This is a genomic window from Micromonospora arida (assembly GCF_042873195.1).
GTDB lineage: Bacteria > Actinomycetota > Actinomycetes > Mycobacteriales > Micromonosporaceae > Micromonospora > Micromonospora arida.
Map to the genome: position 1 here is coordinate 782397 of NZ_JBIALC010000001.1, position 16029 is coordinate 798425.

Sequence of the window (16029 nt, forward strand, 5' to 3'; positions counted from 1 at the left end):
CACCGTGACCCGGTTCAGGCCGGCGTGCCGGTGACGGTCAGGTTGCGCAGTCGGCCCACGTTGTCGAACGAGCCGAAACCGACCCGCCCCGAGCCGAACGTGGTGTCCTTCGCGGTCAGCAGCGGGTCCCGGTGCCCGTCGACGTAGACGGCGATCTCGCCGGTGGCCGGCAGGTGCACCACCCGGACGCGGTGCCACCTGGCGTCGGTGATCGCCGGGTTGGCGCCCCGGGACCGGCCGTTCCACTGGTGGTCGATGCGCTCCCGGTCGGCGTTGTCCACCTTGAAGATGCCGTTGTGCGGATAGATCGTGTTGTCGGTGGAGAGGTGGGCGTAGTAGAACTCGGTGTCCGAACGCCAGCCGAAGACGATGATCACGTCCCGGTTGGTGACCTCCACCGGTGTGTCGAGTCGTACCTGGGCGTCGACCTGCACCGACGACCACGCCGGTCCGTTGGTCAGCACGGCGTACTCGAAGGGCCGGCGCGGGCCCGGCCGGCTCTCCCCGGCCTCGGCCAGGATGACCTGGTCGTGGGTGAACTGCCACTTCGCCGGTGTCACCGGTGCCCAGTTGGTGGCTCCGGTGGTGCGGCGGAGGGTGACGTCCCCGACGTCACCGCTGGCGAACTCCCGGGTGCCGGTCACCTTCCAGACCTTTCCGTTGGCCTTCGCGACGACGTAGAGCTCACCGGCGGCGTCGGTGCCGAAGCGCAGGTCCACCCGGTTGGGGTCACCGGGCGCGCCCGGTGCGGACAGGTCGCCCACCTGATCGCCCAGCGGGTCGGCATCGTCCTGATCAGCGGCTCCGGCTACGACGACCCACGGATGGAGAGCGCGGCGCGCGCCGAGCTGGCCGCGTTCCAGAACCACGGCGGACGGGCCGCTGCCATCGGGCGGCACGCGCTCGGGGTCGACGCCGTCCTGCCGGACAACGAGGCCGGCGGCCACGCGCTCGCTCAGCACCTGATGGATCTCGGCCACCGGCGGATCGCGGTCGCCGCGGGCAGGGCGGGCCTCACCACCGTCGCCGACCGGCTGGCCGGAGTGTCGTCGGCCCTGCGGGAGCGCGGGCGGCCCACCACCGACCTCGCCGTCGTGCACAGCGACTTCACCCGCGGCGGTGGACGCGCCGCCGCCGAGCAGATCCTCAACGACCACCCCGGGACGACGGCGATCATCGCGCTCAACGACGTGATGGCCATGGGCGTGCTGTCGACGCTGCGGTCCCGCCGCGTGCCGGTGCCCGCGCGGATGTCGGTGGTCGGTTTCGACGACGTCTCCGTGGCGGCCGACCTCGCACCCAGCCTCACCACCGTCCGCCTGCCGATGACCGAGATGGGCCGCACGGCACTCACCCTCGCGCTCAAGCCGCGCACGACACGCCCTCGCCGCCGCCCCACCGGGCACCTGCTGGTCGTCCGCGACTCGACCGGGCCCGCGCCGAGAACCTGACCGACGCCGCGCCGATCAGACGGCCAGGGCCGCCCGGACCTCCCGCTCGGCCGTGACACCTCCGTCGCCGTGCGAGGTGACCCGACCGGACTCCAGCACGTGGTAGTGGTCCGCCACCCGCAGCGCGAAGCCCAGGTGCTGCTCGACGAGGAGCACGCTGAACCCGGACTGCCGGGTCAGCTCGACGATCCGCTCCTGGATCTCCGCGACCACCGACGGCTGGATGCCCTCGGTCGGCTCGTCGAGCATCAGCAGCCGGGGCCGGGTGATCAGGGCGCGGGCGATGGCCAACTGCTGGCGCTGACCGCCGGAGAGCAGCCCGGCCCGACGCCGCAGCAACGGGCGCAACGCCGGAAACAGATCGAGCACCTCGGCCGTGGCCACCGCCCCGTCGCGCCGGCCGTCGGCGACCAGCCGCAGGTTCTCCGCCGCCGTCAGGTGCGGGAAGCACTGCTGACCCTGCGGGACGTACGCCATCCCCCGCGCCACCCGCTCGTGCGGCCCGGCGCGGGTGACGTCCTCGCCGTCCAGCTCGACGGTGCCGGCACTCGGTCGCAACAGACCCGCCGCGACCCGCAGCAGGGTGCTCTTGCCGGCACCGTTGTGCCCGAGCACGGCAGCTACCCCGTCGGGCGGGACCGCCAGATCGACCCCGTGCAGCACCCGGGAACGCCCGTACCCGGCGTGCACCCCGCGCAGCGTCAGCATCATGCCTCCAGGCCAGTGCGGGCCGACCCGGCATCGACCGGGTGGCCAAGGTAGACCTCCTGCACGCGCGGGTCCGCCTGGACCTGCGCGACAGTGCCCTCACTGAGCACCCGGCCGGCGTGCAGCACTGTGACGCTGCGCGCGAACCGACGCAGGAAGTCCATGTCGTGCTCGATCACGACGACCGTGCGATCCCGGCTCACCGTCTCCAACAGGGCACCGGTGGCGTCGCGTTCCTCGTGGCTCATCCCGGCGACCGGCTCGTCCAGCAGCAACAGTCGCGCGTCCTGCACCAGCAGCATGCCGATCTCCAGCCACTGCTTCTGACCGTGCGCGAGCGTCCCGGCGAGGTCTGCGGCCCGCTCGGCCAGACCGATGGTCTCCAGCGCGGCGGCGATCTCGTCGGGCACACGCCGGCGGCGGCGGGCCAGGGTCGCCCAGCTGCGTCGGGCGCCCGCCGCGATGTCGAGGTTCTGCAACACCGACAGCTCCTCGAAGACCGTCGAGGTCTGGAAGGTCCGCCCGATGCCGAGCCGGCTGATCCGGTGCACCGGCCGGCCGAGCAGTTCCTCGTCACCGAACCGGACCGAGCCGGTGGCCCGGACCAGACCGGTGATCGCGTCGACCAGTGTGGTCTTGCCGGCGCCGTTCGGCCCGATCAGGAACCGGATGTCGCCGGCGGGCACCTCCAACGAGACGCCGTCCACTGCGGTGAAACCGTCGAAGCTGACCCGCACGTCACGGACGGACAACCCGTCCAACCGCTCGCCGCTCATGCCGTGCTGGCTGGGCATGCGCTCACGGCCCTCGCTGCGCTCGGTGCGTTCGCTCATGCCGCCGGCACCTCCGTCCGCTCGGCGCGTCGTCGGCCCAGCGACAACCGCCCGCGCCGCAGCGGCTGCGCGGCGACGTCGCGGCGGCGGGCCAAGGCCCACAGCGACGCCAGGCCGCCGGGAAGGAACGCCACCACGACCACGAAGAGCAGCCCCTGAAGGTACGTCCAGGTGCCCGGGAAACGCTCGGAGAGCGCGGTACGCGCCCAGGCCACCGCCACTGCGCCGAGCACCGGCCCGAGCAGTGTGGCCCGGCCGCCCACCGCGACGCCGATGACGAACTCGATCGACGGGACGATGCCGATCAGCGCGGGCGAGATGATGCCCACCGCCGGCACGAACAGCGCCCCGGCCAGCCCGGCCATGCCCGCCGCGACCACGTACGCCACCAGCTTGACCGACGCCGGGTCGTAGCCCAGGAAGCGGACCCGTTCCTCACCGTCGCGGACCGCCACCAGCAGCTCGCCGTATCGGCTGTGGATGAGCTGACGGGTCAGCGCGAGCAACGCCAGCAGCGTCCCGGCGATGATGAAGTACACCATCCGCTGGTTGACCGGGTCGTCCAGGTCGTAGCCGAAGAAGCCCTTGATGTCGGTGAGCCCGTTGGTGCCACCCGTGGTGCCCTGCTGGCCGATCAGAAGGATCACCATCGCGGCGGCGAGGGCCTGACTGAGGATGGCGAAGTACGCGCCGCGGACCCGGCGACGGAAGACCAGCGAGCCGAGCCCGAAGGCCACAGCCATCGGCAGCAGCACCGTGGCGGGCAGCGCGAACCACGGGCTGGCGAACGGCCGCCACCACAGCGGCAGCTCGTCGAGTTGCCCGTACAGCTGCATGAAGTCGGGCATCCCACCCGGGCCCGCGTCGGCGAGCTTGAGGTGCATGGCCATCGCGTAGCCGCCGAGGCCGAAGAAGACACCCTGGCCCAGAGTGAGCATCCCGCCCCGGCCCCAGGCGATCCCGATGCCGACCGCGACCATGGCGACGCAGAGGTACTTGGCGAGCAACGCCAACCGGAAGTCCGACAGCACCAGCGGGGCGACGGCGAACAGCAGCGCCGCGCCGAACGCGAAGCCGGCCAGCGTCCGTAGCCGCGAGCGGCCGGCGGGCCGACCCGGTGGTACGGCGCCGGCAGGCGCCGGGCGGACGGCGGTGCTGGGTGGCGCGGGGGTGACGGCGGTCATGCGAGGCTCCTGGTCCGCAGGGTGAACAGGCCCTGTGGCCGCCACTGGAGGAACGCGACGATCGCCACGAACACGATCACCTTGGCGACGCTGAGGGTCGTGAGGTACTCCCCGGTGGCCTGGAGCACGCCGAGGGCGAAGGCGACGATCACACTGCCCTTGAGCTGGCCGATCCCGCCGACCACGACGACCAGGAAGGCGTCGATGATCAGGTTGGTGCCCATGGTCGGGCCGATCGGGCCGAGCAGGGTGAGGGCCACCCCGGCGAGCCCGGCAAGGCCGGAGCCGAGGAAGAAGGTCGTCCGGTCGACCCGGGACGTGGCGATGCCGGACACGGCGGCGAGGTCGCGGTTCTGCACCACCGCGCGGATACGACGCCCGAGCGGGGTGAGGCGCAGCGCGAGGGTGAGCGCCGCGACGGCGGCCAGGGCCAGGGCCAGGATGAACAGCCGGTTGTTGGCGATGGTCAGCCCTCCGGGCAGCGCCACGTTGCCGGTGAGCAGCTCGGGCGCGCGGGTCTGCACGTTCGGGCTGCCGAAGATGTCCCGGGCCAGCTGCTGCAAGATCAGTGAGACACCCCAGGTGACCAGCAGGGTGTCCAGTGGCCGGGCGTAGAGCCGGCGGATGAGCAGCACCTCCAGCAGGACACCCATGGTGCCGGCGACCACGAACGCCACCGGCAGCGCGACCACCAGCGACAGGCCTGCGCCGGTGATGCTCTGTTGCAGCACGTAGGTGGTGTACGCGCCGGCCATGATGAACTCACCGTGCGCCATGTTGATCACGTTCATCTGGCCGAAGGTCAGCGCGAGGCCGAGCGCGATGAGCAGCAGCACCGCGCCGATGCTGATGCCGGTGAAGAGTTGACCGAAGAGGACTGTCACGGTGGGTACTCCGAACTGCTGGTCGGGTGGCCCGGGCGGAGCGCGCGGCAACGCGTTCCGCCCGGGCCGGCGTCGTCAGCTCAGGCCGCTCGCCCACGGGTAGGTCTTCAGGTACGGGTCCGGCGCGACCGGCTTGCCGGAGTTCCACACCTCGGTGATCAGGCCGTCCGCGCCGATCTTGCCGATCCGGGCGGTCTTGGCGATGTGCTGGGTCTTGCCGTCGACGGTGACCAGACCCTCCGGCGCGTCGAAGGTGATCCCGTCCGAGGCGGAGCGGACCTTCTCCACGTCGAAGGTGCCGGCCTTCTCGACCATCGCCTTCCACAGGTGCACGCCGACGTACGCGGCCTCCATCGGATCGCTGGTCGGCTTGTCCGCGCCGTACTTCGCCTTGTACGCGGCCACGAACTTCGAGTTCGCCGCGCCCGGGGTGGTCTGGTAGTAGTTCCAGGCCGTCAACTGGCCCTCCAGATACTGCGTGCCGATGCCCTTGACCTCTTCCTCGGCGATCGACACCGACACCACCGGCATCGCGGCGGCGCTGAGACCCGCGGACTTGTACTCCTTGAAGAAGGCCACGTTGCTGTCACCGTTGAGCGTGTTGAAAACCGCGTCCGCGCCGGACGATTTGACCTTGTTGACGATGGTGCCGAACTCGGTGGAGCCCAGCGGCGCGTAATCCTCACCCAGCACGGTCATCCCGTTCGCCGTGGCGTACGCCTTGATGATTTTGTTGGCGGTCCGCGGAAAGACGTAGTCGCTACCGACCAGATAGACCGACTTCGCGCCCTGCGACTTGAGGTAGTCCAGCCCGGGAACGATCTGCTGGTTGGTCGTCGCTCCGGTGTAGAAGATGTATGGCGACTGCTCAAGTCCCTCGTACTGCACCGGGTAGAACAGCAACGCCTTGTTCTTCTCGAACACCGGCTTGACCGCCTTGCGGCTGGCCGACGTCCAACAGCCGAAGACGGCTGCCACCCGGTCCTCGGAGATGAGCTTCTCGGCCTTCTCGGCGAAGGTGGGCCAGTCCGAGGCGCCGTCCTCACCGACCGGCTGGATCTTCTTGCCGAGGACGCCGCCGGCCGCGTTGATTTCTTCGACGGCGAGCATGATGGAGTCGCGGACGGTGACCTCGCTGATCGCCATGGTCCCGGAGAGCGAGTTGAGCAGGCCCACCTTGACGGTGTCGCCGGAGACGTCGGCGGTCACGCCGGTCGCGCCACCCTCGTCGGTGGTCTTGCTGCCGCACGCGGTCATCGCGGCCGCGGCGACCAGGGTCATGGCACCCGCCAGGATGCGGCGGCCCCGGAATATTGACATCTACTCTCCCTGCGGTGCACTCAAGTGGCGTAAGGACGGTCGGTGCGGTCCGATGGAGCTGACGTGGGCGATGCCAAGGTCGACGGGTGGACGCCGCGCAGGGCACCGGATCGGACATGGGCAGGGAAAGCGTCGACCGACATGATTGCGCGGGTGTTTCCCGGTCCTTAATTGACTGTTTCCGAGGGACCGTCGAGGCGCGCACGAAAAACGGCCGACACCGCTGGGGAGGAAACGGTGTCGGCCGTTGGGAAAGACGCAGGATAAGTGCCACCACAATGGTCGACGAACGAATCCGCCGACGGTGGCACGCAATGGTGAGATCTAACCCCGTGGCCAGATACTTCACCCAGGAAGCATCTTAGGACGGTGTCGGGTGGCGCTGTCAAGGGTCGGGGGGCCGACTGGCAGTGCCCGGTTCAGAGCTGGGCGAGCACGGTGAAGTCGAGCCCGTCGGCCTCGGCCAGGTAGATGCGCTGCCGGACGTGCCGCTGGCGCAGCCGCAACCGCCCGCGCGGCCCGTGGTAGGCGACCGTGTCGGCGGCCGTCTCGATGGCCCGCACGTCGAGGGTGCGGGCCTGGCCGATCAGCGCGGCGAGCAGCATGACGCCCTCGTAACAGGACTCCCCCAGGCTGCCCAGCGGCGGCGCCTCCACCCCGAAGCGCCGCGCGAACTCGCCGTGGAAGTCGAGGTTCTCCTGGGTGACCAGCCCGGCGAAGAAGCCCGCCGTGCTGTACAGCCTCCGGGTCGCGCCGGCACCGCTGGCCAGCAGCATGTTCTCGTCCATCAGGGTGCTCAGCCGCAGGCAGCGCTGGTCCAGGCCGGATCGGGCGAACGCACGGTTGAACCGCACCGCGTCGGCACCGACCAGCAGCATCAACACCGCGTCCGCGTCACTGTGCTCGATGCGGCGCAGGACCTCGGTGAAGTCGTGCGCGTCCAGCGGCAGGAAGTGCTGGCCCACCACCTGCCCGCCGCCGCGCAGCGCGTACCGCTGGGCAGCCCGCGACGTACGGCGCGGCCACACGTAGTCGTTGCCCACCACGAACCAGCGGCGCACGCCCTGCTCCCCGGCGAGCAGCCGCATCGCGGGCCACAGTTGAGCATCGGGTGTCTCGCTGGTCAGGAAGACCCCTTCGGTGCGTTCGCCGCCCTCGTAGAGTGCGGTGTAGACGTACGGCACCCGGTGCGCGACGCGGGGCGCCAACGCCTGGCGCACCGAGGAGATGTGCCACCCCGTCACCCCCTGCACGGCCCCCACCGACACCAACGCCTCGACCTCGGCGGCCACCTCGGCCGGCGATGCGCCACCGTCGACCGGCACCAGGCGAACCTCCCGGCCCAGCACGCCACCGCACCGATTGATCTCCTCGACCGCGAGCTGCGCGCAGAGCTCACAGGTGGGGCCGAACATGCCGGCCGGCCCGCGCATCGGGTAAACCAGCGCGATGCTGACCACGGCACGGTCGACGGTCAGCCACGGCGGTGCCGGCGCGGACATGAGCACATGATTGTCCGGCGCAGGACCGAAGACCAGCACTCACCACTGACCGGGACGACTCGCTACCATGACAGGGCCACCGGACCAGGGAGTTTCATGTCAGACGTGCCCGGGGCGCCAGCCGACCTGCTGCGCTCGCTCACCCGCGCCGAACGGCTGCTCTCCCGCCGGCTGGGCGCCGTTCTGGCCGACGACGCGATCAGCATCGAGGCATGGCGGGTGCTCTGCCTGCTCGCCGACGGCCAGGGTCACCCGATGAGCGAGGTGTCCGTCGAGGCGTCGCTGCCGCCGGGCACCCTCACCAAGCTGGTCGACCAGCTCGTCGACCGCAATCTCGTCTTCCGCCGGATCGATCCGATCGACCGCCGACGCATCCGGGCGTACCTGACCGCTCGGGGCCGCCGCGAGCACGCCCGCCTGGACGAACGAATCCGAGCCAGCATCGCCGAACTGGGTATGCCGTACGCCGCCGACATGGTGAGCCAGCTCGACGACCTGATCGGCCGTCTCGACCCGGCCCGGCCACGTGAACACGCCGACGCGTCCGGCCCCCACCGCTGATCCCTCCCCGGCTCACCGACCAACCTCCTGGGCGAGCGGCAGTCTCACCTGCTCCCGACGCGGCACGGATCGCGACTCGGGCTGGCCTTGAGCGCGACCCGATCCCAAGCGCCACCGACCACAAGCACCACCCAGCCACACACACCACCAGCCGCGAACGCCACCCGCCCACACGCGCCGCCCGACCGCGAACGCCACCCAGCCAGACGCACCACCCGACCGCAAAGGCCACCCGCCCACACGCGCCACCAGCCGCGAACGCCACCCAGCCACACGCGCCACCCGACGGAGAGCGTGATGTCTGTGAGTCATCGTGATGACTCACAGACATCACGCTCTCCGCAGTGTCCGCCTCCAGAACGGCCCCGGGGCCAGGCGGACCGACAGGGCTTTCTAGCCGGTGAGGTGGGCGCGCAGTGTGTGCGCGTCGGGAGCGGTGGCGGTCCACAGTGTCGCCGGACCGCCGGCCAACGGCAGCCGGGCGACACCGCCTTCGACCGCCGCCGGTCCGGCGGGTCGCGACGGGTCGACCACCAGCAGAGACCCGATGGCCAGCGCGCCGCCGAGCACCGCCGGGCCGGCCCAGCCCGGCGCATGCGGTCCCACCGCGAGGGACTGGCGCAGCAGTGGTCGACCCGCGTAGTCGACCTGGGTGTGCACGACGGCGCCGCCGGGCGCCTCGCCGTACCGGCCGCAGATCAGCTCGTCGCGCCACCGCAGGCTCGCACCGGCGGCCAGCTCGATCCGGGACTCGGCGAGGTGCGCGCAGCCGGCCGCCGCGACCAACTGTTCCGGAAGCCAGTGCAGCGTGGCCCCGGCGTGCACGACCGCCCGCACCGCCATTCGGGAGACGGCACCCGCGCGGCCCGGTAGGGCGATCGACGCGGCGACGCTGTGCACCCGCACGGCTGCGCCCGGCCCGACCTCGATCTCCAGGCGCAGATCGTCGCCGGCGAGCGGCCCGGCCGCCCCGCCGACGAGGTGCACAGTGGCGACACCACCGTCGGTCGGGGTCTGGCGCAGCAGCAACGGTGTTTCGCCGTGCAACTCGACCAGGGCCGTGCCGCCCCGGCCGTCGGCCCGGGCGACCAGCCGAGCGAGCGCTCGCACTAGGCCGGGCCAACCGGCACGGCCGGTGGGTGCAGGGCGGCGTGGTGGGCCAACTCGTGCCGGATCCAGTCCGCGACCGACGTTGCCGTGGGATCTTTCACGATGGACAGGAAGAGGGTCGGGAGGTCGCCGCGCCGGGCTCGCGCGTCCCGATCCATGACGGCGAGGTCGGCACCCACCATCGGCGCCAGGTCGGTCTTGTTGATCACGAGAAGGTCGGCGGCGGTGACTCCCGGCCCGCCCTTGCGGGGCACCTTGTCCCCGCCCGCCACGTCGACCACGAAGATCTGCCGGTCGACCAGCCCTCGGCTGAAGGTAGCGGTCAGGTTGTCCCCACCGCTCTCCACCAGGACGAGGTCCAACGGGCCGACTGCCTCGGCCAGTTCGTCGACGGCGTCCAGGTTGGCGCCGATGTCGTCGCGGATCGCGGTGTGCGGGCAGCAACCGGTCTCCACCGCGCGGATCCGGGCCGGGTCCAGCACGCCGGCCCGCCGGAGGAAGTCGGCGTCCTCGGTCGTGTAGATGTCGTTGGTCACCACGCCAAGCCGCAACTCGTCGGCGAAGGCACGGCAGAGGGCGGCCACCAGGGCCGTCTTGCCGGAACCGACCGGGCCACCGATGCCGACCCGCAGGGCGCGGCCGGCACGCGCCAACGGCGGATGGGGGTCCACCCCCGGCTCCGGATGGGTGTGCGGAACGGTCTCGTCGTGGGGTGGGGTGGCCGGCGGCGGCGTGATCGGTTCGACGGCGGGCACAGCGCTCGGCACAACGGTGTCAGGACGCAAAGAGACGCACCTCCCAGGTGGCATGGATTTCGGCATGGATGTCGGCGAGTGGAGCGGCGGCGGCCGGCAGCCGCTCCGGCGGGTCATCGGCGGCCCGCGCCGCGTCGGCGGCCGTGCCGTCGCAGGCGTCGGCCAGGCCGACCAGCAGGGCCTGGACCTGGTACGGGTCGAGGCCGAGCAGACGTACGCCGGCGCTGGCCGCCCCGGTCAGCGTCCCGTACGCGGCGATCGTGGCGGTCTCGACGCGGGACAGCCCGGCCGCGGCGCAGAGCAGCCCGAGCACCAGCGGTTGGTGTGCGCCACCGGGTGTCGCGGGCAGGTCGACGAACGGGGCGTCCGGCCAGATGGTCCGACCAGCACGCAGCAGCGCCCGGCCCTGCCGGCGCGAGACCGCCCGCAACGCCGGGGCGGCGGTACGCGCGTCCAGTTCCGCGTCGAGCCGAGCCAGCGCCGCCGACCGAGCGGCGGATCCGGCCGGCGCCCCCGACCGAGCGGCAGCCTCAGCCGGGGCGTCCAACCGTCGGCCGGGCAGGGCCTGGTTGGCCGGGCCGGTCGTGCCAACGGTCTCGGCCACCGCCGCCCGGTGTGCCGCCGCCGCGAACGCCGCTCCGACCAGACCGGCGGTGGCCAGTCGTCCGGCCAGGAACGCCTCCAACGACGCCAGGTCGGTGACCCGGCCGGCGGCGACGGCAGCCTCCAGACCACCGGAGTGCGCGTGCGCCCCGGCCGGGAAGCGTCCGTCGGCCAACAACAACAGCAGGCTCGGCGTCGCCATCAGAACAGGAAGTACCGCTGGGCCATCGGCAGCCGGGTCACCGGGTCCGGCTCCACCACCTGCCCGTCGATCCGCACCGTGAAGGTGTCCGGGTCCACCTCGATGCGCGGCATCGCGTTGTTCTCCGGCAGGTCGGCCTTGCCCCGCGACCGTACGTCGCTCACCGGCACCACCCGGCGACGCACGTCCAGGCGGAGTCCGGCGTCCAGCGCCGCCGGGGCCACGAAGGCCAGGCTGGTGGCGGCCGCCGCCGCGCCGTACGCCCCGAACATCGGCCTCGGCAGCATCGGCTGTGGTGTCGGGATCGAGGCGTTGGCGTCGCCCATCTGGGCGTACGCGATCATGCCGCCCTTGAGCACCAGGTGCGGTCGGACGCCGAAGAACGCCGGGTCCCAGAGCACCAGGTCGGCGAGCTTGCCCGGCTCGACCGAGCCGATCTCCCGTTCCAGCCCGTTGGCCATCGCGGCGCAGATGGTGTATTTCGCCACGTACCGTCGGGCCCGGTGGTTGTCGGCGGGCCCGTCGCCCGGCAGCGCGCCGACCCGGTCCTTCATCACGTGGGCGCTCTGCCAGGTCCGCATGATCACCTCGCCGACCCGGCCCATCGCCTGCGCGTCGGAGCCGATGATCGAGATCGCGCCGAGGTCGTGCAGCAGGTCCTCGGCGGCCATCGTGGACGGTCGGATCCGGCTCTCGGCGAAGGCCAGGTCCTCCGGCACGGACGGGTTGAGGTGGTGGCAGACCATCAACATATCCAGGTGCTCGGCCAGGGTGTTGGCGGTGTACGGCCGGGTCGGGTTGGTCGACGACGGCAACACGTTCGGTTCGCTCGCCACGGTGATGATGTCCGGTGCGTGCCCGCCACCGGCTCCCTCGGTGTGGTACGAGTGGATCGCCCGTCCACCGATCGCCCGCAGGGTGTCGGCGACGAACCCGGCCTCGTTGAGCGTGTCGGTGTGGATCGACACCTGGACACCGGACGCGTCCGCCACCCGCAGGCAGGCGTCGATCGCCGCCGGTGTGGTGCCCCAGTCCTCGTGCAGCTTGAAACCGCCCGCACCGGCCCGCAACTGTTCCCACAGCGCCTCGCTGGAGACGGTGTTGCCCTTGCCGAGCAGCAGCACGTTGACCGGCATCGTGTCCAGCGCCTCGTGCATCCGGGCCAGGTGCCACCCGTTCGGGGTGACAGTTGTCGCGCGGGTCCCCTCGGCCGGCCCGGTGCCGCCACCGACCATCGTGGTGATGCCACTGGCCAGTGCCTCGGTGACGATCTGCGGGCAGATGAAGTGCACGTGGGTGTCGACCGCGCCGGCGGTGAGGATCCGCCCGTTGCCGGCTATCACCTCGGTCGACGGGCCGATGACCAGGTCGGGGTGGACACCGGGCATGGTGTCCGGGTTGCCGGCCCGGCCGAGCGCCACGATGCGCCCGTCGCGCAGCCCCACGTCGGCCTTGATCACGCCCCAGTGGTCGAGCACCACCGCGCCGGTGATGACGGTGTCCAGTGCCCCCTCGGCGCGGGTGGCACGGGACTGCCCCATCGACTCGCGGATCACCTTTCCGCCGCCGAAGACCGCCTCGTCGCCGCCCACGCAGTGGTCGGTCTCCACCTCGATCAGCAGGTTGGTGTCGGCCAGTCGGATCCGGTCACCGGTCGTCGGCCCGTACAGGTCGATGTAGCGGTCTCGTCGCACGGCGCTCACCGCGGCGACCCGGCGGCCGTGGGCGGGTGCGGCGACGGGTCCAACGGCCCCGCGCACTCTGCGCGCAGGCCCGGCACGACGCGTGCCCCGCCGAGTGGTACGAGGTCGACGCTGCGGTTGATGCCCGGCTCGAACCGGACGGAGGTGCCGGCCGGAACGGCGAGCCGCTGCCCCCAGGCCGCGCCCCGGTCGAACGACAGGGCCGGGTTGGCTTCTGCGAAGTGGTAGTGCGAGCCGACCTGCACCGGGCGGTCGGCGGTGTTGACCACGAGCAGTGTGGTCACCGGACGGCCCACGTTGATCTCAACGGGGTCGGCCGCCGGCAGGATCTCCCCGGGGATCACGGGATCGGGTGGTGCACCGTCACCAGCTTGGTGCCGTCCGGGAACGTCGCCTCCACCTGCACCTCCCTCAGCAGCTCGGGGATGCCGTCCTGGACGTCGTCACGACCGAGCACCGCCCGGCCGGCGGACATCAGGTCGACCACCGATCGGCCGTCGCGGGCCCCTTCGAGGAGGAACGCGGTGATCACCGCGACGGCTTCGGGGTAGTTGAGGCGCAGGCCGCGTTCGCGGCGGGCGCGGGCGACATCGGCCGCGACGTGGACGAGCAGGCGGTCCTGCTCGTGCGGGCTGAGGAACACGGGGCTCTCCCGGTGGGTCGGCGTGCCCCGGCTCGCCGTCGGCTCCACGCGGAGCCACCCGGGCACCAGGACCCGAGGGGACGAGCTGGGAGTCACACGACCGCCGGGTCACCGCCGACGGGGCGACCCGGGACTCCACCATCCCGGCCCGCACGACGGGCAACCGGCGGTGTCGGGTCGGATGCGGACCGCACCGCCCACCGCTGAGCAGACCGTAGAGGATCGCCACCGACCGAGGCAACAGTCCATTGGGGATCACGCCGGTCGGCGGCTGAATGCCGGTCCGTGTTCCCGTGGGGCGGCAGGCGGGGGATGATCGTCGGATGACGGCGACGAGGGGTACCCGCGCACTGCTCGGTGTTCTGTTCCTGGCGGCGGCCACGGTCGGGGCGTGGATCCTCTGGCTGGGTTGGGACACCCGGTACACGGTCGACGCGCAGACCGGCGCGAGCAGCGGCCCGTACGAGCCGTGGCAGGTGATCGGCTGCGTGCTGACGCTCGTGGTGTTGGCCGCGCTCGCCGGGACGCGGCTCAGTCCGTGGCTGGTGGCGCCGGTGATGACGGTGGCGTTCACGGCGGTCTGGTCGTGGCGGGCCGCCGGGACCGACGACAGCGGGCTGTGGGTGGTCGGGGGGATTCTGGTGCTGGTCGGGATGGCCGCCGGCAGCACTGTGGTGAGCCTCGCGGGGCGGCGGGTCGGCCAGCGGTTCACCGGTCGACCCGCCGCGAGATAACCAATCGCTCCGTGGACGCCGACATGCTAGAAGGGGACGTGCCTGAGCTGACAAACTCCCTTGATGCCACGTCCCTCAACACTGAGCGCCTGCTGTTGCGCCGCTGGCGAAGCGATGATCTGGACGGGTTCGCCGAGGTCAACGCGCAGCCCGAGGTGATGCGCTACATCCATGACGGCCGCACCCTGGACCGGGCCGCGACGGCGGAGCGTCTGGCCATTTATCAGCGGCAGTGGGACGAGCACGGCTTCGGCCTGTACGCGGTGGAGATCAGAGAGACCGGCGAGCTGGCCGGTTTCACCGGACTGGCGGTGCCGACCTTCCTGCCCGAGATCATGCCGGCCGTGGAGATCGGCTGGCGGCTCGGTCGCGCGTACTGGGGTCGGGGCCTGGCCACCGAGGCGGCCCAGGCCGTTGTCGCCCACACTCGTGCCGAGCTCGGCCTGCGGCGGCTGGTCAGCATCCACGTCGTCGGCAACGAGGCGTCCGCGCGGGTGATGGTCAAGCTGGGCATGTCGCTGGAGCGCGAGACCGTGCAGCCGGACACCGGCCGCCAGGTCCGGGTGTACGCGATGGACCTGTAGACGGCCGTGGCGCCAGTTGCCGCGGGTCGGCCGGTCAGCGGGCCACGACAGGCTGCGGCGCGGGCGCCCGGGTGAAGGGGATGTCGACGTGGTCGGGGGTCCCCGGCTGGCCGTCGGGGTGCCGCCACAGCCCTCGGTCGCGCAGGATCGGCAGCACGCCCTCACCGAACCAGTACGCCTCCTCCAGGTGGGGATAGCCGGAGAGGATGAACTCGTCGATGCCGAGCGCGTGGTATTCCGCGATCCGGTCGGCGAGCTCGGCGTGGCTGCCCACCAGCGCGGTGCCGGCCCCGCCGCGGACCAGTCCGACCCCCGCCCACAGGTTGGGGGCGATTTCCAGGCCGTCGCGGGAGCCGCCGTGCAGGTCGAGCATCCGGCGCTGCCCCTCGGACTCGCTGCGGCGCAGCCCCTCCTGCACGGCCCGGATGTCGGCCTCGGAGACCCCGTCGAGCAGGCGCTGGGCCTGCGCCCAGGCCTGCTCAGCGGTGTCACGCGCGATGACGTGCAGCCGGATGCCGAAGCGCAGCTCCCGCCCGGCGCGGGCTGCCAGCGCCCGGACCCGCTCCAGTTTGTCGGCGACCAGGGCCGGCGGCTCGCCCCAGGTGAGGTAGACGTCGCTGTGCCGCACCGCCACCGGGAGGGCGGCGGCGGACGACCCACCGAAGTAGACCGGCGGCACCGGGTCGGGCAGCCGATGCAGTCGTGCCTGTTCGACGCGGACGTGGGTGCCGTCGTGGTCGACGGTCTCGCCGCGCCACAGCGCACGCACGACGTGTAGGAACTCGTCGGCCCGCGCGTACCGGGCGTCCTTGTCCAGGAAGTCGCCGTAGGCCCGCTGTTCCTGCGACTCACCGCCGGTGACCACGTTGAGCAGCAGCCGGCCCCGGGACAGCCGCTGGAAGGTCGAGGCCATCTGGGCAGCGAGGGTGGGGGCCAGCAGGCCGGGCCGGAAGGCGACCAGGAACTTGAGTCGCTCGGTCACCTCGGTGAGCATCGCGGTGCTGAGCCAGGCGTCCTCGCACCAGGCGCCGGTGGGGGTGAGCGCGCCGACGAAGCCGAGTTGCTCGGCGCTGCGGGCGATCTGCCCGAGGTACGCCACGCTGGCCGGACGGGCGCCTCCGGCGGCGCCTGTCGGTACGCCGTGGCCGCCGCCGACGATGTCCCGGCTGTCGCCGTTGGTGGGCAGGAACCAGTGGAAGGTGAGGGTCATCTCGGCTCTTTCCGTGTGGAGGCGGCGGGTAGCGGGTCCGGG

The 16029-nt window shown here is 71.8% G+C and carries 18 protein-coding genes; 4 read left to right on the plus strand and 14 right to left on the minus strand.

Translation table 11 applies throughout. The features are described from left to right. Positions 1 to 14: 14 nt before the first annotated feature. Positions 15 to 764 carry a hypothetical protein gene (locus ACFYP0_RS03815; protein WP_356978557.1) on the minus strand — a complete coding sequence of 250 codons (750 nt, stop codon included), beginning with the start codon at positions 762 to 764 and terminating at the stop codon, positions 15 to 17. A gap of 60 nt (positions 765 to 824) precedes the next feature. Between ACFYP0_RS03815 and ACFYP0_RS03820 the strand changes: the two genes are divergently transcribed. Then, entirely contained in the window at positions 825 to 1451 is a 627-nt protein-coding gene (locus ACFYP0_RS03820) for a substrate-binding domain-containing protein (protein ID WP_356978559.1), read from the plus strand. A gap of 15 nt (positions 1452 to 1466) precedes the next feature. Here the strand turns inward: ACFYP0_RS03820 and urtE are convergent, their stop codons facing one another. The 6 genes from urtE to ACFYP0_RS03850 form a co-directional block, all read right to left on the minus strand. Further along, a complete protein-coding gene (gene urtE, locus ACFYP0_RS03825) occupies positions 1467 to 2162 on the minus strand; it encodes an urea ABC transporter ATP-binding subunit UrtE (protein ID WP_356978561.1) in 696 nt (231 codons plus the stop codon). Then, positions 2159 to 2992, minus strand: coding sequence for an urea ABC transporter ATP-binding protein UrtD (gene urtD, locus ACFYP0_RS03830; RefSeq protein ID WP_356978563.1), 834 nt, complete (start codon positions 2990 to 2992; stop codon positions 2159 to 2161). Before urtD ends, urtE begins: the two co-directional genes overlap by 4 nt. Then, on the minus strand, positions 2989 to 4176 hold the full coding sequence (gene urtC / locus ACFYP0_RS03835) for an urea ABC transporter permease subunit UrtC (RefSeq protein WP_112680004.1): 1188 nt from the start codon (positions 4174 to 4176) through the stop codon (positions 2989 to 2991). Before urtC ends, urtD begins: the two co-directional genes overlap by 4 nt. After that, positions 4173 to 5060, minus strand: a complete 888-nt coding sequence (gene urtB / locus ACFYP0_RS03840; RefSeq protein WP_091398903.1) for an urea ABC transporter permease subunit UrtB — start codon at positions 5058 to 5060, stop codon at positions 4173 to 4175. Before urtB ends, urtC begins: the two co-directional genes overlap by 4 nt. 75 nt (positions 5061 to 5135) lie before the next feature. After that, positions 5136 to 6380 carry an urea ABC transporter substrate-binding protein gene (urtA, locus tag ACFYP0_RS03845; RefSeq protein WP_124858176.1) on the minus strand — a complete coding sequence of 415 codons (1245 nt, stop codon included), beginning with the start codon at positions 6378 to 6380 and terminating at the stop codon, positions 5136 to 5138. Between the two features lie 419 nt (positions 6381 to 6799). Further along, positions 6800 to 7882 (minus strand): substrate-binding domain-containing protein, encoded by a 1083-nt coding sequence (locus ACFYP0_RS03850; RefSeq protein WP_356978566.1) that lies wholly within the window; start codon positions 7880 to 7882, stop codon positions 6800 to 6802. A 96-nt stretch (positions 7883 to 7978) separates the two neighbouring features. Between ACFYP0_RS03850 and ACFYP0_RS03855 the strand changes: the two genes are divergently transcribed. Further along, a complete protein-coding gene (locus ACFYP0_RS03855; protein WP_356978568.1) occupies positions 7979 to 8443 on the plus strand; it encodes a MarR family winged helix-turn-helix transcriptional regulator in 465 nt (154 codons plus the stop codon). Positions 8444 to 8836: 393 nt separating this feature from the next. Here the strand turns inward: ACFYP0_RS03855 and ACFYP0_RS03860 are convergent, their stop codons facing one another. From ACFYP0_RS03860 to ACFYP0_RS03885, 6 genes are read right to left on the minus strand one after another with little or no spacing between them, the layout of a single operon-like run. Further along, complete coding sequence (locus tag ACFYP0_RS03860; RefSeq protein WP_356978570.1) at positions 8837 to 9553, minus strand: urease accessory protein UreD; 717 nt, start codon at positions 9551 to 9553, stop codon at positions 8837 to 8839. Continuing rightward, positions 9553 to 10338 (minus strand): urease accessory protein UreG, encoded by a 786-nt coding sequence (gene ureG / locus ACFYP0_RS03865; protein ID WP_435817480.1) that lies wholly within the window; start codon positions 10336 to 10338, stop codon positions 9553 to 9555. Before ureG ends, ACFYP0_RS03860 begins: the two co-directional genes overlap by 1 nt. Next, the gene (locus tag ACFYP0_RS03870; RefSeq protein WP_356978572.1) at positions 10328 to 11113 is read right to left on the minus strand and encodes an urease accessory protein UreF; all 786 of its coding nucleotides are present in this window, start codon (positions 11111 to 11113) and stop codon (positions 10328 to 10330) included. The genes ureG and ACFYP0_RS03870 overlap by 11 nt, the downstream gene beginning before the upstream one ends. After that, positions 11113 to 12816 carry an urease subunit alpha gene (locus tag ACFYP0_RS03875; RefSeq protein WP_124858186.1) on the minus strand — a complete coding sequence of 568 codons (1704 nt, stop codon included), beginning with the start codon at positions 12814 to 12816 and terminating at the stop codon, positions 11113 to 11115. The genes ACFYP0_RS03870 and ACFYP0_RS03875 overlap by 1 nt, the downstream gene beginning before the upstream one ends. Continuing rightward, complete coding sequence (locus tag ACFYP0_RS03880; protein WP_124858188.1) at positions 12813 to 13160, minus strand: urease subunit beta; 348 nt, start codon at positions 13158 to 13160, stop codon at positions 12813 to 12815. The genes ACFYP0_RS03875 and ACFYP0_RS03880 overlap by 4 nt, the downstream gene beginning before the upstream one ends. Then, complete coding sequence (locus ACFYP0_RS03885) at positions 13157 to 13459, minus strand: urease subunit gamma (RefSeq protein WP_030335444.1); 303 nt, start codon at positions 13457 to 13459, stop codon at positions 13157 to 13159. Before ACFYP0_RS03885 ends, ACFYP0_RS03880 begins: the two co-directional genes overlap by 4 nt. A 323-nt stretch (positions 13460 to 13782) precedes the next feature. Here ACFYP0_RS03885 and ACFYP0_RS03890 point away from each other — a divergent pair, with 323 nt between their 5' ends. Together ACFYP0_RS03890 and ACFYP0_RS03895 are read left to right on the plus strand one after the other, a co-directional pair. Further along, positions 13783 to 14193 carry a hypothetical protein gene (locus ACFYP0_RS03890; protein ID WP_355497756.1) on the plus strand — a complete coding sequence of 137 codons (411 nt, stop codon included), beginning with the start codon at positions 13783 to 13785 and terminating at the stop codon, positions 14191 to 14193. A gap of 38 nt (positions 14194 to 14231) precedes the next feature. Continuing rightward, positions 14232 to 14777 (plus strand): GNAT family N-acetyltransferase, encoded by a 546-nt coding sequence (locus ACFYP0_RS03895; protein ID WP_355497753.1) that lies wholly within the window; start codon positions 14232 to 14234, stop codon positions 14775 to 14777. Between the two features lie 34 nt (positions 14778 to 14811). Here the strand turns inward: ACFYP0_RS03895 and ACFYP0_RS03900 are convergent, their stop codons facing one another. After that, positions 14812 to 15987: an LLM class flavin-dependent oxidoreductase gene (locus tag ACFYP0_RS03900; RefSeq protein WP_124858192.1), complete on the minus strand. Its 1176-nt coding sequence runs from the start codon at positions 15985 to 15987 to the stop codon at positions 14812 to 14814. Positions 15988 to 16029: the final 42 nt, after the last annotated feature.

Bases quoted from the DNA above. Each gene is read 5' to 3' on its own strand.
- ACFYP0_RS03820 (WP_356978559.1), top strand. From the start codon at position 825: ATGGAGAGCGCGGCGCGCGCCGAGCTGGCCGCGTTCCAGAACCACGGC.
- urtE (WP_356978561.1), bottom strand. From the start codon at position 2,162: ATGATGCTGACGCTGCGCGGGGTGCACGCCGGGTACGGGCGTTCCCGG.
- urtD (WP_356978563.1), bottom strand. From the start codon at position 2,992: ATGAGCGAACGCACCGAGCGCAGCGAGGGCCGTGAGCGCATGCCCAGC.
- urtC (WP_112680004.1), bottom strand. From the start codon at position 4,176: ATGACCGCCGTCACCCCCGCGCCACCCAGCACCGCCGTCCGCCCGGCG.
- urtA (WP_124858176.1), bottom strand. From the start codon at position 6,380: ATGTCAATATTCCGGGGCCGCCGCATCCTGGCGGGTGCCATGACCCTG.
- ACFYP0_RS03850 (WP_356978566.1), bottom strand. From the start codon at position 7,882: ATGTCCGCGCCGGCACCGCCGTGGCTGACCGTCGACCGTGCCGTGGTC.
- ACFYP0_RS03855 (WP_356978568.1), top strand. From the start codon at position 7,979: ATGTCAGACGTGCCCGGGGCGCCAGCCGACCTGCTGCGCTCGCTCACC.
- ACFYP0_RS03870 (WP_356978572.1), bottom strand. From the start codon at position 11,113: ATGGCGACGCCGAGCCTGCTGTTGTTGTTGGCCGACGGACGCTTCCCG.
- ACFYP0_RS03890 (WP_355497756.1), top strand. From the start codon at position 13,783: ATGACGGCGACGAGGGGTACCCGCGCACTGCTCGGTGTTCTGTTCCTG.
- ACFYP0_RS03900 (WP_124858192.1), bottom strand. From the start codon at position 15,987: ATGACCCTCACCTTCCACTGGTTCCTGCCCACCAACGGCGACAGCCGG.